Source organism: Xenorhabdus sp. KK7.4, assembly GCF_963876465.1.
Lineage (GTDB): Bacteria > Pseudomonadota > Gammaproteobacteria > Enterobacterales > Enterobacteriaceae > Xenorhabdus > Xenorhabdus stockiae.
On the sequence record NZ_CAWNQF010000035.1, the window covers coordinates 105675 to 125135 of the forward strand.

At 41.1% G+C, this 19461-nt stretch carries 18 protein-coding genes; 13 read left to right on the forward strand and 5 right to left on the reverse strand.

All coding sequences use genetic code 11. The features are described 5' to 3' along the window. Positions 1–344 precede the first annotated feature (344 nt). From AACS90_RS04865 to AACS90_RS04875, 3 genes are read left to right on the forward strand one after another with little or no spacing between them, the layout of a single operon-like run. Positions 345–692 carry an SH3 domain-containing protein gene (locus AACS90_RS04865; RefSeq protein WP_099121927.1) on the forward strand — a complete coding sequence of 116 codons (348 nt, stop codon included), beginning with the start codon at positions 345–347 and terminating at the stop codon, positions 690–692. 3 nt (positions 693–695) lie between these two features. After that, positions 696–1667, forward strand: coding sequence for a threo-3-hydroxy-L-aspartate ammonia-lyase (locus tag AACS90_RS04870; RefSeq protein ID WP_099121928.1), 972 nt, complete (start codon positions 696–698; stop codon positions 1665–1667). 15 nt (positions 1668–1682) lie between these two features. Further along, on the forward strand, positions 1683–1994 hold the full coding sequence (locus AACS90_RS04875; RefSeq protein WP_099121929.1) for a hypothetical protein: 312 nt from the start codon (positions 1683–1685) through the stop codon (positions 1992–1994). Between the two features lie 36 nt (positions 1995–2030). On the opposite strand, the gene prpR is transcribed toward AACS90_RS04875, so the two are convergent. After that, a complete protein-coding gene (gene prpR, locus AACS90_RS04880) occupies positions 2031–3695 on the reverse strand; it encodes a propionate catabolism operon regulatory protein PrpR (RefSeq protein WP_099121930.1) in 1665 nt (554 codons plus the stop codon). Between the two features lie 291 nt (positions 3696–3986). On the opposite strand from prpR, the gene prpB reads away from it, so the two are divergent. From prpB to AACS90_RS04900, 4 genes are all read left to right on the forward strand, one after another. Continuing rightward, a complete protein-coding gene (gene prpB, locus AACS90_RS04885; RefSeq protein ID WP_099121931.1) occupies positions 3987–4892 on the forward strand; it encodes a methylisocitrate lyase in 906 nt (301 codons plus the stop codon). Next, a complete protein-coding gene (gene prpC / locus AACS90_RS04890; RefSeq protein WP_099121932.1) occupies positions 4885–6033 on the forward strand; it encodes a bifunctional 2-methylcitrate synthase/citrate synthase in 1149 nt (382 codons plus the stop codon). Before prpB ends, prpC begins: the two co-directional genes overlap by 8 nt. 74 nt (positions 6034–6107) lie before the next feature. Next, entirely contained in the window at positions 6108–7571 is a 1464-nt protein-coding gene (locus AACS90_RS04895; protein ID WP_099121955.1) for a bifunctional 2-methylcitrate dehydratase/aconitate hydratase, read from the forward strand. Between the two features lie 222 nt (positions 7572–7793). Next, positions 7794–9683, forward strand: a complete 1890-nt coding sequence (locus AACS90_RS04900) for a propionate--CoA ligase (RefSeq protein WP_099121933.1) — start codon at positions 7794–7796, stop codon at positions 9681–9683. 228 nt (positions 9684–9911) lie between these two features. On the opposite strand, the gene AACS90_RS04905 is transcribed toward AACS90_RS04900, so the two are convergent. Beyond that, on the reverse strand, positions 9912–10541 hold the full coding sequence (locus AACS90_RS04905) for a glutathione S-transferase family protein (RefSeq protein WP_099121934.1): 630 nt from the start codon (positions 10539–10541) through the stop codon (positions 9912–9914). Between the two features lie 324 nt (positions 10542–10865). Here AACS90_RS04905 and AACS90_RS04910 point away from each other — a divergent pair, with 324 nt between their 5' ends. From AACS90_RS04910 to AACS90_RS04930, 5 genes are all read left to right on the forward strand, one after another. Next, positions 10866–12416: an AbgT family transporter gene (locus AACS90_RS04910; protein ID WP_099121935.1), complete on the forward strand. Its 1551-nt coding sequence runs from the start codon at positions 10866–10868 to the stop codon at positions 12414–12416. 35 nt (positions 12417–12451) lie between these two features. Further along, positions 12452–13684, forward strand: coding sequence for a peptidase T (gene pepT / locus AACS90_RS04915; RefSeq protein WP_099121936.1), 1233 nt, complete (start codon positions 12452–12454; stop codon positions 13682–13684). Between the two features lie 490 nt (positions 13685–14174). After that, entirely contained in the window at positions 14175–14735 is a 561-nt protein-coding gene (locus AACS90_RS04920; RefSeq protein WP_099121937.1) for a cytochrome b, read from the forward strand. Positions 14736–14751: 16 nt separating this feature from the next. After that, positions 14752–15327 (forward strand): YceI family protein, encoded by a 576-nt coding sequence (locus AACS90_RS04925; RefSeq protein ID WP_099121938.1) that lies wholly within the window; start codon positions 14752–14754, stop codon positions 15325–15327. Between the two features lie 249 nt (positions 15328–15576). Beyond that, positions 15577–16164: an ATP-dependent Clp protease proteolytic subunit gene (locus AACS90_RS04930; RefSeq protein WP_099121939.1), complete on the forward strand. Its 588-nt coding sequence runs from the start codon at positions 15577–15579 to the stop codon at positions 16162–16164. A 39-nt stretch (positions 16165–16203) separates the two neighbouring features. On the opposite strand, the gene AACS90_RS04935 is transcribed toward AACS90_RS04930, so the two are convergent. Continuing rightward, positions 16204–16509, reverse strand: coding sequence for an antibiotic biosynthesis monooxygenase family protein (locus tag AACS90_RS04935; protein WP_099121940.1), 306 nt, complete (start codon positions 16507–16509; stop codon positions 16204–16206). Positions 16510–16722: 213 nt separating this feature from the next. On the opposite strand from AACS90_RS04935, the gene sigJ reads away from it, so the two are divergent. Beyond that, entirely contained in the window at positions 16723–17649 is a 927-nt protein-coding gene (gene sigJ, locus AACS90_RS04940; protein WP_206601841.1) for an RNA polymerase sigma factor SigJ, read from the forward strand. Positions 17650–17671: 22 nt separating this feature from the next. Here the strand turns inward: sigJ and AACS90_RS04945 are convergent, their stop codons facing one another. Then, on the reverse strand, positions 17672–18109 hold the full coding sequence (locus AACS90_RS04945; protein WP_099121941.1) for a GNAT family N-acetyltransferase: 438 nt from the start codon (positions 18107–18109) through the stop codon (positions 17672–17674). Positions 18110–18430: 321 nt separating this feature from the next. After that, positions 18431–19429 (reverse strand): glycosyltransferase family 2 protein, encoded by a 999-nt coding sequence (locus AACS90_RS04950; protein ID WP_193757186.1) that lies wholly within the window; start codon positions 19427–19429, stop codon positions 18431–18433. Between the last annotated feature and the right edge of the window lie 32 nt (positions 19430–19461).

The following is a 19461-nucleotide window of genomic DNA, read 5'->3' on the forward strand; positions in this document are numbered from 1 at the left end:
CATTAAGAGAATCGCTAAAATAAATATTTTTGTATTATGGAAAGATTTTTAAAAAGAAATTTACACTGGAATAATAAGATAACAATATTAATAATATTATTATGAAACCAGATAACCTACTCCTGCTTTTTTATTTTTTATATTACCTCTAAAGTTAAATAGATATACAATTTACTCCAATGTATAATCGCTAACTATTACTTCAGCTACTACATTAATTTTTACTCTTCGTCTTTCAAGTTACTTCTTTGTTGTCCGCAACACCTCTTGAAATCCATTGAGTATATATCTTATGAATTTTGAGTAATCGCCTGAAAACGGCAAATATAAATTCAGGAGAAAATATGTTTGGTAAAGGTACTGTAATCAAGAACTACACCAGCGCTTATCCAACTCCGATCCGGTTGCAGTCTGGTGATATCGTTTCAGTCAGCCACTGTGATATAGAGTACCCTTATTGGGTGTGGACGACAGATAAATCAGAAATAAGTGGCTGGGTTCCCCAACAGATCCTACGTTTTACTCAGATTAATCAGGCAATTTGTATGGAAAACTACATTGCACATGAATTAACTGTAAAAGCCGGTGAATTACTCTATCTGGAAAATTTATTGAATGGTTGGTTCTGGGCCCACAAAGAGTGTGGCGAAACAGGCTGGATACCACAGGATTATATAACTCAGGAGATTTAAGTAATGACGTTTGTTCCCGATTATCGTGATGTTTCAGAAGCCCACTCCCGCATTAAAAACTATATCCACAAAACCCCTGTATTTACCTCAAATACGGTTAATCAGATATTCGACGCTGAAGTCTATTTCAAATGCGAAAACTACCAACGAATGGGAGCATTTAAATTTCGTGGCGCAATGAATGCGTTATCCCAGTTTAGTGATGAACAGAAAAAAGCAGGGGTTATTGCTTTCTCTTCCGGTAATCACGCTCAGGCTATTGCCTTATCAGCTAAGATGCTCAATATTCCCGCCACAATTGTGATGCCACATGATGCCCCTAAAGCCAAAATTGAAGCAACAAAAGGTTATGGTGGCAAAATTGTTTTTTATGACAGATATACTGAGGATAACAAGGCTATAAGCCGTAATCTGGCAGAAAAACACGGTCTGACTTTGATCCCGCCTTACGATCATCCACATATTATTGCAGGGCAAGGCACTGTAGCCAAAGAGTTATTTGAAGAAATCGGCGAACTGGATACTCTGTTTGTCCCGCTCGGTGGCGGTGGACTGTTATCCGGCTCGGCATTATCTGCTTCTCAGTTGTCCCCGAAATGCCAGGTTTTTGGTGTCGAACCTGAAGAGGGTAATGACGGGCAACAATCTTTCAGAAAAGGTGAGATTGTCTATATTGATACTCCAAAAACGATTGCTGATGGCGCACAAACACCACATCTAGGTCAGCATAATTTTGACATTATTCGTCATCTTGTGACAGATATCCTGACAGCCTCAGATAAAGAGCTGGTTGATGCGATGTATTTTCTGGCAGAGCGAATGAAAATGGTTGTTGAGCCAACAGGTTGCTTGGGTTTTGCTGCGGCAAGAGCGATAAGGGAACAGTTGCAGGGCAAGCGTATAGGTATTATCTTGAGCGGAGGCAATATCGATATGCAACGATATGCTAGTTTTTTAGCAAAAAAATTAGATTAATAGGGAATTAATTACATGGAATCATACCCAAACAGCCAAATGGCTGTACTTTATTACGATAGCGAACCCGTAACTGATTTTCGCTGTTCCGTCAATTTTTCAAACGGGTATTTAACCATATCTTATGAAGACGAAGATGATAATGGTAACACCATAATAACCAAATATGTCGGTGAAGAGCGTTCTCGAGGCCACTGGGAATTAAAAGGTGATGATGGGGAAAATAGTCGAGCAACTCTACACCAATTTGATAATGGAAGAATATTAGAAGGAAGCTGGCACTGTGATAATTATTCGGGTATGTGGCGTATTACTCTGAATAAGTAAAATTTATTTATCCCTCTATCCTAGATAGGGGGTTTATTAATTTTTATCCTGCTCCAGCTTCAGTCTCCGCCATAGTGTTGTACGGCTGATCCCCAGATATTCCGCAGCGGCCTGCCGGTTACCCGAAAAATGTGCCACAATATCACTCAATGAAATATCATGCTCCAGAGGTGATTTTTCTGTAAGAGAATGAGACGCAGTTTTTATTTCTTGCATATTATTCATGACGCCAATTTCAACCTGACGCTCAGGAGAAAGTGACAATATCAGAGCAGGAGTTAATATCTGTTCAGGATTAGCACTCGTATAAAGAGCAATTCGCTCCATCAGGTTACGCAGTTCTCTCACATTACCCGGCCAGTGATAAGACCGTAATACTTCATCACACTGAGAAAGTTCACGCACCCTTAAAGGTGAAACACGCAAATTAAGAGCCGCACATGCCCGCCGAAAATACTCCTGAGCCAGCATACTGATATCGTTTTCCCGCTCCCGTAACGCCGGAAGATTAATACGCAATACATTTAAACGATAAAACAGATCAACACGGAAACGCCCTTCCCTTACCCACTGATCCAAATCAACATGAGTTGCACAAATAATGCGCACATCAACGGCAATTGGACGATATCCCCCAACTCTGACAACCGATTTCTCTTCCAATACTCTCAATAACCGGGTCTGTAGTGGCAATGGCATTTCACCAATTTCATCCAGAAATAACGTTCCCCTGTGCGCAACTTCAAATAACCCAGCCCGCCCGCCACGTCGTGAACCAGTAAATGCCCCTTCTTCGTAGCCAAACAATTCTGCCTCTAATAACGATTCGGCGATTGCACCGCAATTAACAGCAACGAATGGCCGGGGATTTTTTCTTTTTAACTGCCCATAGCGAAGGGTATATTCATGATGGATAGCCTGTGCAACCAACTCCTTTCCGGTACCACTTTCTCCCTGAATCAATACGGTCGCTGTCGAACGGGCATATAACGTGATTGTACTTCGCACACGCTCCATTGCTGCGGAATTGCCCCGAATATCATTGATCGTATGTCGAATACGCAGTTTATCTTCGGTAGGGTAAGGTGAAATTACTGCCTGATTAAGTCTGGCCATCTTAGCCATATCCAACGCATCATGAAATGCCTGCCGGATAGAATCAGCAGAATAGACAAAAACACCCACCAGCCCCGCTTCATACGCCAAATCGGTGATAAGCCCAGTTCCTACAATCACCTGAATACCAACTGCCTTCAACGCATTAACCTGTGTTCTGGCATCCTCTGCCGTTGCATAGCTGCGTTGTTCTATGCGCAGATGAAAACGTTGCTGAAATTCCTCCAGCGCAGGTAAGGTGTTTTGGTAGGAGATGACGCCAATGCGGGAGCTGATTTGCCGGGCGCGAGCCAATGCCTGCATGAAATCAAAACCACTGGCTTTGGCTATAATCACCGGGACTGAAAGCCTGCTTTTCAGGTAGGCGCCATTAGAACCCGCACATATTACGGCATCACAATGTTCGTTTTCCAGACGATTACGGATATGTTGCACTGCCTGTTCAAAACCAAGGTGGATCGGTGTGATATCAGCCTGATGATCAAACTCTGGTGTAATGTCGCGAAAAAGGTCAAAAAGGCGGGAGATAGAGACTGTCCAGATGACAGGCTTATTGCTGTCACGCTCTGAGGCATGTATTGGCATGATATACCTCCTTTTTCTTTTCTGCTCATTTTTTATTACGTTTCACTTAAACAAAATAAAACAATAATGAAACATAGCTGTTTAAAATTGAAACAAGTATATATTATAATCAACAGAAAGTCAGAAACGACATCACAGCAAAAAAATAATTATCCATTTGATTATTAAATTAAAATAAAAATACCCCTATCTATTTCCTATCCTTTCCTCCCATTTCTGCTTTTTGGCATAAGCCTTGCTTTGTTAATAAGTTAGTACAGATAAGTTTCATTTTTAATAATGGAGTTACATATGGGATTTTATTCTGCCGGTTTGACTTTTCGTCAGGCAATAAAAGACGAGTCTCCGTTACAGGTGGTAGGCACCATCAATGCAAACCACGCCCTGCTGGCGAAGCGAGCCGGTTATAAGGCCATTTATCTTTCCGGCGGCGGAGTTTCAGCAGGGTCATTAGGTTTGCCGGATTTGGGTATCTCAACACTGGATGATGTATTAACCGATACCCGACGCATCACTGATGTGTGCGATTTACCTCTGCTGGTAGATGCAGATATCGGTTTTGGATCCTCCGCGTTTAATGTGGCCCGCACAGTTCAGTCTATTATTAAAGCAGGCGCGGCCGGACTGCATATTGAAGATCAGGTCGGTGCAAAACGTTGTGGCCATCGGCCAAATAAAGAGATTGTCTCCAAAGAGGAGATGGTCGATCGCATTAAAGCAGCCGTTGATGCCCGTAATGATGAACATTTCGTCATTATGGCACGTACTGATGCGCTGGCAGTAGAAGGACTGAATGCTGCCCTTGACAGAGCTGAAGCTTATAGAGAAGCAGGAGCAGATATGCTGTTTCCGGAAGCTATCACAGAGCTACTAATGTATAAAACCTTCGCCGAAAAAACACAAATTCCAATACTCGCAAACATCACCGAATTCGGAGCCACCCCACTTTTTACGCTTGAAGAACTAAAAAGTGTGGATGTCTCTATCGCTCTTTATCCCCTTTCAGCATTTCGCGCCATGAATAAGGCAGCTGAGCAAGTCTATGCGGCTCTCCGGCGCGATGGCACGCAAAAGAATGTGCTCAATATGATGCAAACCCGTAATGAGCTTTACGAAAGTATCAACTATTACGATTTTGAGCAGAGGCTGGATGCCCTGTTTTCCCAGAAAAACAATCGAGGTGATACACATGAATGAACAATTTATAGGGACTAAACCGAAAAAGTCTGTTGCTCTGTCAGGTGTTACAGCGGGTAATACCGCACTTTGTACCGTTGGGAAAAATGGCAAGGAATTGCATTACCGGGGCTATGATATTTTTGATTTGGCCTCCCACTGCGAATTTGAAGAAGTTGCTTACCTGTTAGTCCATGAAAAACTACCTTCCCGTGCCGAACTGACTGCCTATAAGGCCAAGCTTAAAGCATTAAGAGGTCTGCCGAGCAGCGTTAAATCTGCACTGGAAGCACTACCCGCAGTTGCACATCCGATGGATGTGATGCGCACGGGAGTCTCCGTTCTCGGTTGTACATTGCCGGAAAAAGAGGATCATAATCCTGCTGGTGCCCGCGATATCGCTGACCGCCTACTCGCTTCCCTCAGCTCGATATTACTTTATTGGTACCACTATAGTTATAACGGACGTCGTATTGATGTAGAAACTGATGATGATTCTATCGGGGGTCACTTTCTGCACCTTTTACATGGGCAGAAACCACGGGCATCGTGGGAAAAAGCAATGCATACTTCCCTTATCCTGTATGCAGAGCATGAATTCAATGCTTCGACTTTTACCAGCCGGGTGATTGCCGGTACAAACTCAGATATTTACTCTGCCATTATCGGGGGGATCGGGGCGCTGCGAGGTTCAAAGCATGGCGGTGCCAATGAGGCTTCATTTGATATTCAACAGCGTTATGATACGCCTGATGAAGCAGAAGCTGACATTCTCCGTCGTCTGGAGAGAAAAGAAGTAATCATTGGCTTCGGGCATCCGGTTTATACCATTGCTGATCCACGCCACAAAGTGATCAAAGAGGTTGCGCAAACCCTATCCAAAGAAACCGGCACACTGAAAATGTTTAATATTGCCGATCGCATTGAATCAGTGATGAGGGATGAGAGAAAAATGTTCCCGAATCTCGACTGGTTTGCGGCGGTGTCGTATCACATGTTGGGAGTTCCTACAGCCATGTTTACCCCACTGTTTGTGATTGCCCGTACTTCCGGCTGGGCTGCTCACATTATTGAACAGCGTATTGATAATAAAATTATTCGTCCCACTGCTAATTATACCGGCCCGGAAAATCTGCCGTTTGTCCCGATTGAAAAGCGCTGATACTCGCTAATAAATACCCTGATAAACAGTATATTAATGCAACTTTTCCAAAAGGATTGATTATGTCTACCTCTATGCCTGCCTCTACACTGACTTCCGTTGTGAATAACCGGCCTGAATACGACCAAGTGATTGTAGATATCGTGGATTACGTCATGGACTACATCATCGTTTCCCCCATTGCCTATGTCACCGCCCAACACACATTCTTAGACGCTTTAGGCTGTGGTTTAGAAGCACTGGAATACCCCGCCTGTACTAAATTACTCGGCCCGATTGTGCCGGGAACAGTCGTTCCCAATGGAGTACGAGTACCGGGAACTCAATTCGAACTCGATCCCGTACAGGCCGCATTCAATATCGGCACACTCATCCGCTGGCTGGATTTTAACGACACCTGGCTGGCGGCTGAATGGGGGCATCCGTCTGATAATTTAGGCGGGATCCTTGCTGTGGCTGACTGGTTGTCAAGAAATGCCGTCGCCCGTGGAGAAGAGCCACTGACCATGTGGGATGTCTTTGCAGCCATGATTAAGGCATACGAAATTCAGGGTTGTCTGGCACTGGAAAACTCATTCAATAAAGTCGGTCTGGATCATGTTGTTTTGGTAAAAGTTGCTTCAACCGCTGTGGTTGCACAAATGATGGGGCTGGATCGTGAACAGATATTAAGTGCCGTATCACTCGCGTGGGTAGATGGCCAGTCTTTACGCACCTATCGCCATTCGCCCAATACAGGCTCCCGTAAATCCTGGGCAGCAGGCGATGCCACTTCCCGCGCCGTTCGTCTGGCGCTGATGGCAAAACAGGGTGAAATGGGTTACCCCTCCGTATTAACCGCCAAAAACTGGGGCTTTTATGATGTTCTCTTTAGAGGCGAATCATTTCAGTTTCAGCGCCCTTATGGCAGTTATGTGATGGAAAACATTTTGTTCAAAGTTTCTTTCCCTGCTGAATTTCATGCTCAGACCGCGGTTGAAGCTGCCATGCAGCTACATCATCAACTGAAAGTGCTGGGAAAAACTGTCGAAGATATCGCCCAAATCACTATTCGCACCCATCAGGCTTGCATCCGCATCATTGATAAAAAAGGCCCGCTGCATAATCCGGCAGACCGGGATCACTGCATCCAGTATATGGTTGCCATTCCATTACTGTTTGGGCGTCTCACTGCGGCAGATTATGAAGATGATGTTGCCAGAGATCCGCGCATTGATATTCTGCGGGAAAAAATAATCTGTGTTGAAGATGTTAATTTCACACAGGATTACCATGACCCAGAAAAACGTTCTATTGCTAATGCCCTGACTATGACTTTTAATGATGGCAGCCAGCTTGATGAAGTCATAATAGAGTTCCCAATCGGGCACAGACGCCGCCGTGCCGACGGTGTTCCCGCATTGCTGGAAAAATTCAGAACCAATCTGGCACGGCGTTTCACCGAAGAACAACAGCAAAAAATTCTGTCAGTCTCCCTTGACCTTAACGATATAAAAGACATCCCCGTAAACGAGTACCTTGATTTATACAGTATTTAATCTGCAATTTATTTATACACAATGGATTTCAAGATGCGTCGCGGCGGCAAGGGAGTAAATCCCCGGGAGCATAGATAACTATGTGACTGGGGTGAGCGAGCGCAGCCAACAAAGAGGCAACTTGAAAGACGAAGTGTATAGTGGTTCTGGTTCCAGAACCACTATCCTTACACTACACCAGGAAAATATTACGTCAGGAAAAATATCTCGTTAGGAGAAATTATGTCATTTCAAGATTTTTACCGACGTTCGATTGATGATCCCTGCGATTTCTGGGCAGAACAAGCCAGACGGATTCATTGGCAGCATCCTTTTGAACAAACGCTGGATCACAGTGATCCTCCTTTTGCCCGCTGGTTTTGCGGCGGAAAAACTAACCTATGCTACAACGCGTTAGATCGCTGGCTGGAAAGTCAGCCTGATGCCAAGGCGTTAATTGCGGTTTCAACAGAAACAAATACCGAGCAAGTCTTCACCTATCGGGAGTTATATCAGGAAGTCAATCAGGCAGCCGCGATTATGCTTTCTCTCGGTGTCAAAAAAGGCGACCGTGTCGTGGTATATATGCCGATGGTGGCTGAAGCCCTGTTTATCCTGCTTGCCTGTGCCCGCATCGGTGCTATCCACTCCGTTGTTTTTGGCGGGTTTGCGGCCCATAGTCTTGCTACCCGATTAGATAATGCAGAGCCGGTACTGGTCGTTTCCGCTGATGCAGGATCGCGGGGAGGAAAAATTATCCCCTACAAGCCATTATTAGATGAAGCCATTGAACTGGCAGCACATACACCACGTCATGTATTGATGATAAACCGTGGTTTGAGTGAAATAAATTGGGTCAAAAACCGGGATCTGGATTTCGCAACATTACGGCAGGCTCATCTGGGTACCGAAGTCCCTGTAGCATGGCTCGAATCTAATGAAGTTTCCTGTGTGCTCTATACGTCTGGGACAACAGGCACGCCCAAAGGGGTGCAACGGGATGTTGGTGGTTATGCCGTTGCGCTGGCAACATCCATGAATATTATTTTTGGCGGTAAGCCCGGAGGAACATTCTTCTGCACATCAGATATCGGCTGGATTGTAGGGCATTCCTATATTGTTTATGCCCCGCTGATTGCCGGAATGGCAACCGTTATGTATGAGGGGCTGCCCATCCGACCGGATGCCGGGATTTGGTGGCGGATTGTGGAAAAATATCACGTCACCAGAATGTTTTCTGCGCCAACAGCCATTCGAGTCCTGAAAAAATACCCAACAGACAATATTGCTCAATATGATATTTCCTCTTTTGAAACGCTCTATCTGGCAGGTGAACCCCTCGACGAACATACCGCACGCTGGATTACTGAAACCATTAATGTCCCTGTGATTGACAATTACTGGCAAACTGAAACTGGCTGGCCAATTATGGCAATTGCACGAGCACTGGATGACAGGCCCGGTCGTTTTGGTAGCACTGGCTTCCCGATGTACGGTTTTAACGTCAAATTAATTAATGAACTGACCGGACAAGAATGTGGTGATAACGAAAAAGGAATGGTGGTTATCAAAGGTCCCTTACCTCCGGGGTGTATCCAGACCATTTATGGTGATAATCGCCGTTTTGTGAATACCTACTGGAAACACTTCGATCAACAGGTTTATTCTACTTTTGACTGGGGTATTCGTGACAGTGAAGGCTACTACTTTATTTTAGGGCGTTCGGATGATGTGATTAATGTTTCTGGTCATCGTCTGGGAACCCGGGAAATAGAGGAGTGTATTGCAAGTCATGAAGATGTTGCAGAAGTTGCCGTTATCGGTATTAAAGATGATGTAAAAGGACAAGCTGCTGTTTCCTTTGTCGTCCTCAAAGAGGGAAAAGAAATTCAGAATGCTGACCACTTTGCAACATTGGAAAAATCGCTGATGGATCTGGTCGATAAAAAGATTGGCAGTGTCGGGCGTCCGGCTCGTATTTATTTTGTCACACAATTACCTAAAACCCGCTCAGGGAAAATGTTGCGCCGTACTATGCAGGCGATTTGTGAAGGCCGTGCCCCCAGTGATATTGCTTTGATAGAAAACCCAGCGTCACTGGATGTAATACGTGATGCGGTTTCTCATCATTAATACTAGCGGATTACGACATTCTCGCGCCTATTTAAACGGTGTTTAGCAGGAGGATATTACTATACAACTGTACTACATTTTCCCAGCTACTTTTACCCATTCCTGCTCCGTGCCAATGCGGAGCTTTTTTTTATTTTTTAATGAATTGTGTGATATTTGAAATCAGAGCGCATTTCCTGCGCTCCTCAATTAATTTATTATTTTTTAGCGGAGATAAAAAACGGTATATCAATGCGCAATTTCAGGCTCTTTTTGTGCAGCTTCCAGCCATTCCACCATAGCCGGATGTTTTAGGAACCGATCAATCCATGCCTGACTCGCAGGTGAAAATTTCAACCCGTAAGTTCTGGCCCGGAAAGCTACCGGTGCAAAAAATGCATCCACTGCCGTGAAAGAATTTCCTGCCAGCCATTCACCACCAAATCTGCTTAGCCCTTCAGACCAAAGTTCATCAAGCCGAGAAATATCTCTCTGTAATTCAGGGGATATTTCGGTTAATGCAATTGTTTTTGTGCAATTCATTGCACAAATCTGGCGTAATGCAGTAAAACTAGAATGCATTTCTGCTGCTGCACTTCTTGCCCACGCTCTGGCAGTACGATCTTCTGGCCATACCTGAGCATGTTCCTCTGCAACATATTCAGTAATAGCCAGTGTATCCCAAACTGTAATATCACCATCTACCAGACAAGGAACAAGACCTGTTGGTGAGAATGCCTTAAATTTCTCATGGCTACTTTTACCATCTTCAAAGTAACTTAACTGCTCGTTGAAAGGAATATTCAGAGCCTTGAGTAAAATCCAGGGACGCAACGACCAGGAAGAGTAATTTTTATTAGCTATCCATAATGTATACATCGTATTTCTCTCTGTTAATCCCTTTATATTTGAATATGTCGCTTTACTGACTACCATTCAAAATATATTGGGTGTGATGGTGAATATTGACACACGAGAACATTATAGTTTTTTTCTACCGGAGTAAACATATATATCAAACTGACTTTTAATATTGACATCAGTCGTATAGAGCCTATAGTTTTTTTATCCAAAGCCTTAGATATTTTAGACAACAGACCTATTGAAGATGCGGAAAAAATTAATGAAAAAGTGATATTCTTTTAATAAACGCTGAACTTCGGTGTGATCGTATTATTCAAATAACTTGAGTAAATTGCAAATATGACAACAAGTGCTTATCCCGAAAAAAAAGGATTTTTAAACCGTGTCGAACGTATAGGTAATGTTATGCCGGGCGTAACAATGTTATTTGTTTATGCCCTGATAATCTGTTGGCTTTTATCGTTTTTACTTTCCTTCGTAAATTTTGATTATCATCATCCCGTCTCGAAAGAGAAAATATCTATTGTTAATCTTTTCCAATATGAAGAAATTATATTATTCGTAACAGGAACAGTGAAAAACTTTATTAATTTCCCGCCATTCGGAATTACAATCGTTTCAACGTTGGGAATTGGGATTGCAGAAAGTAGTGGTTTTATAAAAACAGCATTGAAAAAAATGCTTTCTTTCATTACCCCCAAAATGCTGACTCCAACCGTTGCTTTTGTCGGTATTGTTTCACATCTGGCGTCGGATTCAGCTTACGTTATCTTAATGCCGGTTTCCGCCATGATGTTTTATGCCTGTGGCAGGCATCCTCTTGCGGGTATTGCTACCGCATTTGCCGGTCTTGCCGGTGGTTTCACTGCAAGCTATACGCCTTCTATCATTGATCCGATTATGCAGAGCTTCACACAGGATGCGGCTCAGATGATGGCACCCGGTTACCATGTGAATGTGCTCTGTAACTACTTTTTTAGCCTTGGCGCTACATTTGGTGTCATTTTAATCTGCTGGTTCATCACAGAGAAAATTGTGGAACCCTGGTTGAACAAGAACTGCCCTGTTTCAACAAATATTGAAACAGATACTGACAAAGATCTGGAAAAAATTACACCTGAAGAAAATCGTGCATTTCGAATTGCCGGATCCACCGTGTTATTACTGGGTATAGGTCTTATCGCCTTATTATGGCCGGAAACATCGCCAATGCGGGCACCGGATGGCAGCATGACCAGCCCTAAAGCCCCCATTATGCAGATAGTTGTCCCGCTTTTATTCCTGTTTTTCGCTGTGCCGGGTATCGTTTATGGCTATTTAACGAAATCCTTTACTTCAAGCCGCGATGTCGTTAAATCAATGGAAAACATCACGCAGTCATTAATCCCATTTATTGTTTTTGTGTTTTTTGCCGCTCAGTTTCTGTATTCATTTCATCATTCAAATCTGGGTACATTATTAGCCTTATCCGGTGCAGAACTGCTATGTACACTCGAAATGCCATCCGGTCTGACTGTACTCGGTGTGATCATATTAACGGCTATCATTAATATTATGATCACCTCGGCAACTTCAAAATGGGCAATTATGGCGCCAGTACTTGTACCGATGCTAATGGCTGTCGGTATTTCTCCTGAATTAACACAAGCCGCTTTTCGGGTGAGTGATTCAGCTATGAACGTCAGTACACCAATGTTCCCGTTCTATCCTTTGATTCTCATGTATTGCCAGAAATACTATAAAAATGCGGGTATCGGCACTTTATGCTCAATGATGCTCCCATTCACCATTGGTTTGCTAATTATTTTAACGGCAACACTCTATGTATTCTGGGCATTTGATATTCCGATTGGTTTCGACAGTGGTTACACATGGCACCCTGCACAATAGTGTCGTCATATATTGAATACAAGAGGGAAGAAAAAATGAATGAATTAGGTCAACAGCTTGAACAACGTTTCTACCGCTATTTAGCTATCGAAAGCCAGAGTGATGCCTCCAGCATTATTGTACCGAGTACCGAAGGGCAACGTAATCTAGCTGAATTATTAGCGAAAGAGCTGGAAGGTTATGGCCTCGCTGATATTTATATTGATGAGCACGCCATTCTTTATGCTGTACGTCGTGGTAATAAACCATCAGCCCCCAAGATTGGTTTTGTGACCCATCTGGATACTGTTGATGTCGGATTGTCGGCAGTCATAAAACCTCAGACTTTGCTTTATGAGGGAAAAGATTTATGCCTGAACACTCAAGAAAATATCTGGTTTAAAACGAGCGAGCATCCAGAAGCTACCCCTTATATTGGTGAGCCAATCATTTTCAGCGACGGAACCAGTGTTCTTGGTGCAGATAACAAAGCTGCGGTTACCGTTATCATGGAGCTGATGGATAAATTACAGCAGGCGAAATTTGACTATGGTGATATCTATGTGGCTTTTGTTCCTGATGAAGAAATCGGGCTGCGTGGTTCCAAATTGATGGATCTATCCCGTTTCAATGTTGATTTTGCTTATACAATTGACTGCTGTGCACTGGGGGAAGTCATCTATGAAACCTTCAATGCAGCCTCTGTCGAAATGACAATCACAGGCATTACCACACACCCAATGTCTGCAAAAAACGTATTATTAAACCCAATCAGGGTCGCATATGATTTTATCGGCTGTTTTGATAAATATGATACACCTGAGTATACTGAACATCGGGAAGGTTATTTTTATTTTACGAACTTAATAGCCAATCCAGATAATGCAAAAATCAAAATGGCCATCCGTGATTTTGACCGCAATAGCTATAAAGAGCGTAAAAATTATGTTACTCAGTCAATTGAACTTATCCGTGCCCGTCACCCTCGAGCAAAAATAGATTATAAGATCGAAGATGTCTACAGCAATATTAGCGACTCATTAGGTGACGACCGTACCGCAATTGACCTGATTCTTGAAGCACTCAAAATTCAGGGAATTACTGCTAATATTATTCCTATGCGTGGTGGTACAGATGGCTCAGCTTTATCTGCAAGAGGTATTCTGACACCAAATTACTTCACCGGAGCATTGAATTTCCATTCTCGTTTTGAGTTTTTGCCGGTTAGCTCATTTGAAAAAAGCTATCTGGTCACGGAAACAATTTGTCGCTTAGTTGGGAAAAAATAAAAACTGATTTAAATAAATAATAAACAGCCATCATTTACCAAATTGGTGGTTGTTTAATCACAAGAGTAAATAACCTTATAGATTAACAGTAATTATCTTCACAACAGAAATAATTACAAATGATATATACTTAGTAACAACTTTAATTAATAAACCAAATTCATAAATACGAAATCTTGCTTGATTAATTAAACTTATTTTCATATATCTAAGATGAATATATTTATTCCATTTTATTCGATCAGAAAAGGAACTCATTAAATTCATTATTGATAAATTTTGATATTCTTAAACAAATTATTTGTCTGAAATTCACAGAAACAGAACTAAACTTTCATCTATTATAATGCTTGGGTTTTTCATTGATGTTTATATCCTGCATCTTTCAGGTTGCCTCTTTGTTGGCTGCAACGAAACTTGAAATTTTTTGGGTATATAACCTGTATTAGTAGATTATATTTTTTAAAGTGATCAAAAATAAGGAAACGATATGCTGTTAAAAAACACTTCCAGACAATTTGGTCATGTCTCTGTTTTGATCCACTGGTTAATTGCTCTTGCTGTTTATGGAATGTTCATGCTGGGGTTATGGATGGTGACATTAAGCTATTATGATGGCTGGTATCATCGTGCACCTGAATTGCATAAAAGCATTGGGTTCTTGGTTTTTATCGTCATGGTCATTCGTGTTATCTGGCGATTCATTTCTCCCCCGCCAAAATCTCTGAGCAGTTACAGCCAGCTTACTCTGATCAGTGCAAAACTGGCTCATCTTACCCTTTATATCGTCCTGTTTGGCATTTTATTCAGCGGATACTTTATTTCCACCGCTGATGGTCAACCCATCAGTGTTTTTGGCTGGTTTGAAATCCCTGCCACGCTGGCAAGACAAGGGGTACAAGCAGATACCGCAGGTATTATCCACTTATATCTTGCCTGGCTGATTGTTGTACTTTCCCTTTTGCATGGGCTTGCTGCTTTAAAACATCACTTTATTGATCGTGATAGTACGCTAAAAAGAATGTTTGGTTTCCCGCCAGACACAAAATAAATTTTGGAGAATCATTATGTTGAAAAAGACGTTAATCGGCCTGACTGCGGGTGTTTTATTGATGGGTGCAAGCTCAGCAATAGCATCCAACTATAAAATTGATACTGCCGGCCAACACGCCTTTATTGAGTTCCGTATTCAGCATTTAGGTATGAGCTGGGTTTATGGTAATTTCAAAAAATTTGATGGTGATTTTACCTTCGATAGCCAAAATCCGACTGCTGATAAAGTTAGTGTCATCATTAAAACTGACAGTATAGATACCAACCATGCTGAACGTGACAAACACTTACGTAGTCCTGATTTTTTAAACACAGCAAAATACCCGGAAGCCAAATTTACCTCGACCAAAGTGGAAAAAGTGGGTGAACAGTACAAAGTTATCGGTGAACTGACACTCAATGGTGTAACCAAACCAGTCACACTACAAACGAAGCTGATGGGAGAAGGTAAAGATCCGTGGGGCGGTTATCGCGCCGGATTTGAAGCGAACGGTAAAATTAAATTGAAAGACTTCAATATTAAAACTGACTTAGGGCCAAAATCTCAGGAAGTTGAGTTAATCATTTCTGTGGAAGGGGTTAAGGAATAAGCTTCTGTATTATACAGAGATCATAACGACTCCTTCATACCATAAATAGATACAGTTAATTCCCGCCGGATGATTGAATATTGAAAATCATCTGGCGGTTATTCAATCATCCCCAAACTTACTCCACTGAAAATCACGTCTTAAATATTTAATTAACCAAAAATAAACTTATTTATTAATAAACTTACAGAAAAAATTTTTAGGGCTATATTCTTTATAAGAAAGAAAATTTTTTAAGTGAGAATAAAAATGACAGACAACAGCCTAGAAAAAAATAATCTCATCACGCCACTTTTCCACGACAAACTATTTCAATCACGTTCTATAATTATCTCCGGTGAAATTAATCAACAGCTGGTTGAAAAAGTGATAACTCAGCTTCTTCTACTACAGGAGCTCAATAATAGCCCCATAAAAGTTTTTGTTAATAGCCAGGGTGGACACGTCGAATCCGGGGATACTCTGCATGATATGTTCAAATTTATTCAGCCAGAGGTTCTTATGATTGGTACTGGCTGGGTCGCCAGTGCAGGTATTACTCTCTTCCTTGCCGCCAAAAAAGAACATCGTTATTGCCTTCCTAATACCCGATTTATGATCCATCAGCCTTTAGGTGGCGTTCAGGGAAGAGCTACCGATATCGAAATTGAAACAAAAGAAATATTAAAAATGCGTGGCCGTATAAATCAGCTTATCAGTGAAGCCACCGGGCACCCTATAGATAAAGTGGCAAAAGACACTGACCGTAATTTCTGGATGGGACCAGAGGAAGCCCGTGATTACGGCATCGTCGGGCAAATTATCAGCCACTGGAGTGAGTTAAAAGAAAAAGCCTGATTTTACTCAGGCCTTAAAAGAAAGCTTCCAATTATAATTTCAAGCTGAATACTGCCCGACAATTTTATAAATCCCCGGATTGGGCTTAGCAAGCGCTAAAACGCGCTTTGCAAATTCAGCTGATTCAGGGTCTGACTGTGTTGCCTGAATGTCAGCGATACTTTTCCATTTTGCTATATTCACAACACTGCTACCGTCACCACTTGCCAGCAATGAGACTGAAATAAATCCTGGGCGTTTGCTAATAACTAATTCGGTTCCTTCTTGCAATAGTTTGATAACTTCAGTCTGATTCTTTGGATCGACTTCAATAATATTGATAAATATAACTTCAGATTCGGACATTACATATCTCCTTAGTGAGTACATCTGTTACCTTCAGGTTACCGCTTGATCGACGGCAAATTTCGTAGAGTCTGATATAAAGACGAATCCCCATAACAAAATGTCAGACTTTTAAATGTATTTTTTTAACTATTATCAAATGAGGATGCCTGACATTTTCATCTAGTATCTCGTCATATAATTTGGACCATTTCAATATTGGAGAATGTAAAAGTGAATAACAGGAAACTAATTGAGAATAAGTGTCATAACGAATCAGAGAAAGTGTATTCTAAACGCACCAAGCTTGAATTGATGGCGTACAAGTTTTTGGGAACCATCCCAGATGCTGAAGATGCCGTACAGGAAACCTATTTACGATGGTATAAACTTACATCAGTTGAACGTGAGCAAATCATTTCTCCCATAGCCTGGCAAAGAACAGCGCTAACCCGAATCTGCTTGGATAAGCTTAAGTCAGCCAAATCAAAACGTGAAATTTATATTGGTGAATGGCTACCTGAACCAGCTTTAGAAAGTGAAAGTTGGGGGGCTGCGGCTGAACTGAGTAAAGGAGCTGATCCTGCCGATCATCTTATCTTTGCGCACTCAGTTTCTATGGCACTAATGGTTGTCCTTGATAAAATGACTCCTGCTGAACGAGTCAGTTTTATTCTTCATGATGTATTTCAATATTCTTTCGAAGAAATTAGTGAGATTGTAGGCAGAACACCACAAGCGTGCCGACAACTAGCCTCATCTGGGCGAAAAAGGGTTAACCAGAAAAGGCAATTACCCTCCTCTAAGGCAGTACATGCTCAAGTAAATGCTGCTTTCCGGATGGCATGGCTTACTGGTAATATACAGGAATTAGTTACTATTCTAGACGAACGAGTTAATGCTATTACTGATGGGGGTGGTTTTGTCAGTGCTTCGACCATACCACTGATTGGCCGGGATGCAGTTATTGATTTTTTCCTTTCCGCTTTCACACGCCAAAATGATCTCCAACTCGAGGAAAGTTTTGTTAATGGAGAACCAGGGCTAATTGGAAAAGCCGCTGGTCGAATTATTTCAGTTATTTCAATCTCTGTCAGAGAAGGTCGTATTTCTGATATCTGGGTAATGCGCAATCCGGAAAAATTGACTGACTGGAATTAACAAATTAGATTGAATAAAGTGACTACTTTTGCCTTTTCTCCAGCGTCCAGACGAAATCTTGCTCTGTAACAGGTTTAAATCCCAGTTTCTTATAAAGCCAGCTGGCTGAAGACGTTACCAATGTGACATGACCCACATCGGTAACGGCTGGATGCTGTAAAACGCACTCCATTAACCAGCGCCCTAAACCTTTCTTTTGATATTCATCAATAATAAATACATCTACAATATAAGAAAATGTCGAAAAATCAGTTATTAATCTGGCGAATCCAACTTTTTTATCTTGATGGGATAATAAAAAACATACACTATTTTCTACCGCAATTTTAACTTTTTCAAATTCAATACCTCGAGCCCAAAATAATTGAGTAAGGTTATTATGTACAAAATTGACATCAATCTTACTTTTATCTGTTGTAATATAATAATCATCACGTTTCCATTGCATCACTTGCTTCATATTATTTCCCCTTTAAGTGTATCAAATTACAGCTTTAATATTTTTCGCTTGAAACTGAATCTTACACTGGGATCCAAAAAATATGAAACCTTATTCACTGATTTTATCATGCCTTTTAGATGATTTTTTCTTTCACTTGATAATAATCTTTTATTTTTTAAAAGTGCTCTACAGCATGAGTAGTAATAATGCTTTTATATTTTTCATCAAAGACATTATTCATATGTATAATCGCATCAGACATAACATTGGCTTTGTCAGGATTAATATCATTTGATAAGCTACCAGTCCATTTTATATAGTTATAAAATACAGGATTTGTTATAAAAATAACCTTATCTTTTTTCTATTGGAAAAATAGAAAAGTCTGGAATATATTTTTAATAAAACTCCAAACAAATTACTTATCTTAGATCTAGAATACAATTTATATTGCTTGGCTATTAATATATCATGGACATACCCCCTATCTTTTGGGGCTAACAATAACATTACTCCCACTGCTATTTGTTTCAATATTTTATTTAGTCTAATAATTTCATAACCTGATAGCTTATTTCTAAAATTTATTTCCACCAAACTATTGAAATTCACTTTAACACCTAAATAAGGCATTAATTTGAATTGAGATTCAGCTGAATAGAGCAACTGCTCATTATAATAATCGTCCCTTTCCTTTTCAGGATGCACTCTGTGTTTTAATAAAACATCCGGAAGATTAATAAACCTATAACCTTCACCAATTGTTAATAAAAATAAACTTACCCATAATCCATAATCTTGTGCTTTTTTATAACTTTCAGGATAAGAAGCCCCTAACTTCAGAAAAGTCTCTTTTCTTATCATTACAGTAGAATGATAGAAAGGGCAGTCAAATGCAATGTGGGATATTATTTCTTCATGACTTAAAGGTGGGGTTTTATTATTACCCGGTTCTTCATGGATGCTCATAGATGTACCACAAACAATAATATCAGTATGCTCAACCATAAACTCATATTGCTTTTTGAGTCTTTCTGGAAATGAATAATCATCAGCATCCATTCTGGCTATAAACTCCCCTCTGGATAAAGAGATCGCCATATTCAAAGATTTAGCAATCCCCATATTATAGGCATTCGTGATAATTTTTATTCTGCTATCTCTCTTCTGAAACTCAAAGAGTACCTGATCTGTATTATCCGTTGAGGCATCATTAACTATGATAAATTCATAATCATAAAACGACTGACTGAGAATTGACTCTACAGCTTCAGACAAAAATTCACAACCATTGAAAACAGACATTATTACAGATATCTTAGGAAGATCTTTATTCATGAAATAAACCATTGTATTAATTTACCACTTTT